4 protein-coding genes are annotated in these 2393 nt (G+C 73.3%); 1 reads left to right on the top strand and 3 read right to left on the bottom strand.

Annotated elements, in window-relative coordinates; genetic code table 11:
• On the top strand, positions 1–212 hold a 212-nt coding region (locus ACWCO3_RS34000), incomplete at its 5' end, for a MarR family winged helix-turn-helix transcriptional regulator (protein ID WP_450014063.1).
• Between the two features lie 6 nt (positions 213–218).
• Here ACWCO3_RS34000 and ACWCO3_RS33995 read toward each other — a convergent pair.
• The 3 genes from ACWCO3_RS33995 to ACWCO3_RS33985 all read right to left on the bottom strand — a co-directional run bounded on the left by ACWCO3_RS33995 (position 219) and on the right by ACWCO3_RS33985 (position 2333).
• Entirely contained in the window at positions 219–905 is a 687-nt protein-coding gene (locus ACWCO3_RS33995; protein WP_358052960.1) for a hypothetical protein, read from the bottom strand.
• An 83-nt stretch (positions 906–988) separates the two neighbouring features.
• Entirely contained in the window at positions 989–1450 is a 462-nt protein-coding gene (locus tag ACWCO3_RS33990) for a peroxiredoxin (RefSeq protein ID WP_450014060.1), read from the bottom strand.
• A gap of 49 nt (positions 1451–1499) precedes the next feature.
• On the bottom strand, positions 1500–2333 hold the full coding sequence (locus tag ACWCO3_RS33985; protein ID WP_450014058.1) for a patatin-like phospholipase family protein: 834 nt from the start codon (positions 2331–2333) through the stop codon (positions 1500–1502).
• Between the last annotated feature and the right edge of the window lie 60 nt (positions 2334–2393).

The following is a 2393-nucleotide window of genomic DNA, read 5'->3' as shown; positions in this document are numbered from 1 at the left end:
CCGGTCGGGGGCTCGTCGTACGCGCCCCCGACCCGGCCGACCGCCGCCGCAACGTCATCAGCCTCACCGACGCCGGCGCCGACGAGGCCCACCGGATGGGCGACACCGTCGGCCGGGTCCAGAACGACCTGCTCGCCCCGCTGTCCACCGCCGAACGCGACCAGCTGACCCGCCTGCTCAGCCGGCTACTGGAGCACCACGCCCGACGCTGAGCACCCTCAGCGGGCCTCGCGCAGCTCCGCCAGACGCGCCTCGATCTCGGCCAGCTCGGCGCGCAGCTTCTCGGCCTGCTGCTCCGCCTCGGCCCGCTCGGAGCCGAGGATCTGCTCCACCGCCTCCTGCACCCCGGGCACGTCGACCAGCGCCACCATCCTCAACGCCTCGGCCGGCTTCACCACGTACGGCTTCGCCAGGGCCTTGCTGCCCTGCTGCGCGGCGACGGTCCACTCGCCGTCGGCGTACGCCAACGTCACGGTGAGACCCGCGGGGCCCTTCGGCTTGACGGCCTTGACCGCCCGCCGCGCCGGCGGCTTCTCCGTCTGCTCCACCTTCGGCTCCTCCTGTCGCTGCGCGGGCACCCGCGGCGTGTCCAACACGAACTCCGGCGCCGCCACGGGCTCGGGCTCCGGCTCGGGCTCCGATTTCGGCTCCGCAACCACCCGACGACCGGCACCCTTGGGCGCCACCGCCAGGTCGGCGGGGGAGAACGGCAACTCGTCGCGGCCGAAACGCACCACCACGAACTCGTCGGACACCTCCGGGTCGGTCAGCTCGATCACCTGACCGACCTGGCCGGCGATCTGCCCCGCCGAGGCGGTGAACACCACCCGTGGCTTACGCCCGGCCGCCAACGCCTCCCGGATGCTCTGCACCTCGTCAGTGGACAAACCCTGGCCGGCATCCATCACAACCCTCTTCCGTACACCTGTTTGATTTCTGTCTTGATACCAGCCGGCTGCGACACCCGCCGCACAGGGCCCACGCCCATTCAGCCGCCCAACGCCCGCAGCGCCCGATCCGCGTGGTCGTTCATGCTGACCTCGCTGTGGATCACCTCGATGATCCGCCGGTCGGCCCCGATCACGAACGTCATCCGCTTCGTGCTCAGCGCCCCCAGCGGCATCCGCCGCTTCACCCCGAACTGCTGCGCCACAGTGCCGTCCTCATCGGACAGCAGCGGATAGTCGAACCCGTGCAGCTTCGAGAACTCCGCCTGCTTGGCCACCGGGTCCCGGCTGATGCCCACCCGGGACGCGCCCAGCGCCGTGAACTCCGCCGCGAGGTCCCGGAAGTGGCAGCTCTCCGCGGTGCAACCCCGGGTCATCGCCCCCGGGTAGAAGAACAACACCACCGGCCCGGATGCCAGGAACTCCGACAGCCGCCGCGGCGTGCCTGTCTCATCGGGCAGCTCGAAATCCTGCACCACGTCGCCGACACCCACACCCGCCACCGCGCACCTCCGTTGTCCGATCGACCGAACGCGCGGAGAGCGTAAGCGATCACCCCCAGAGCGCCGACACCTCGTCGGCCACCGCGTCGGCCTGGCTCCGCCCGGCGCGCGCCGCACCCGCCCGCCGCGCCGGATCCAGCAGGTTACGGCCGATCGCCGTGCGCGCCGCCGCGTCCGGCGTCACCACCACCACCGTCGACCCGGCGGCCCGCAGCTCGTCCACCTGCGCCGACAACCGTGGCATCGGCCCGAACGCCGCCGACGTCGGCGCGAGCACCAACACCCGCTGGGCACCCGCCGCGAGGTCCGCGTTCACCGTCGAACGCATCCCGCCGTCGACGAACCGGCGCGCGCCGATCGTCACCGGCGGCCACACCCCGGGCACCGCGCAACTCGCGCCCACCGCGTCCACCAGCGACACCCCGCTGTCGCTGTCGAACACCACGAACTCACCGGAGACCGCATCCACCGCCGTGACCAGCAGCCGCCGCTGCGGCCACTCCCGGGCCGCCAGGCGGGCCTCGATCACCGCGCGCTGCGACGCCTCCGACGGGGTACGCGCCGCCAGCGCCATCGCCCCGATCCGCGCCCGTGAGCGCGCCGCGTCGCGGGTACGGCCACCGGCCCACACCAGCCGGGCCAGCGCCACGACGCCCAACCGCGCCGCCGACCCACCCCTCGGCGGGGCCAACTGCTCCTCGTAGAACCGCTGCACCGGCAACCCGGAGCACACCTGCGCGCCGACCACCGAGCCCGCCGACGTGCCGACCACGAGATCCGCGCCGGTGACCGGCACACCCCGCTCGGCCAGCCCCGCCAGCAGCCCCAACTCCCAGGCCACCCCGGTCACCCCGCCACCGCCGAGCACCAACGCGCGCTGCATGTGACCCTCCTCTCGACGACCGGACCGCGCCGGTCACGGTAGCGTCGGCGCATCCTGCTC

It is taken from the genome of Micromonospora sp. NPDC002411 (genome assembly GCF_053592955.1).
Note: the sequence above shows the minus strand (reverse complement) of the source record. Positions and strands in the feature narration are given on the sequence as shown.

Excerpts from the sequence above, each read along its gene's own strand:
- ACWCO3_RS33985 (WP_450014058.1), bottom strand. The coding sequence starts at position 2,333 with ATGCAGCGCGCGTTGGTGCTCGGCGGTGGCGGGGTGACCGGGGTGGCC.
- ACWCO3_RS33995 (WP_358052960.1), bottom strand. The coding sequence starts at position 905 with ATGGATGCCGGCCAGGGTTTGTCCACTGACGAGGTGCAGAGCATCCGG.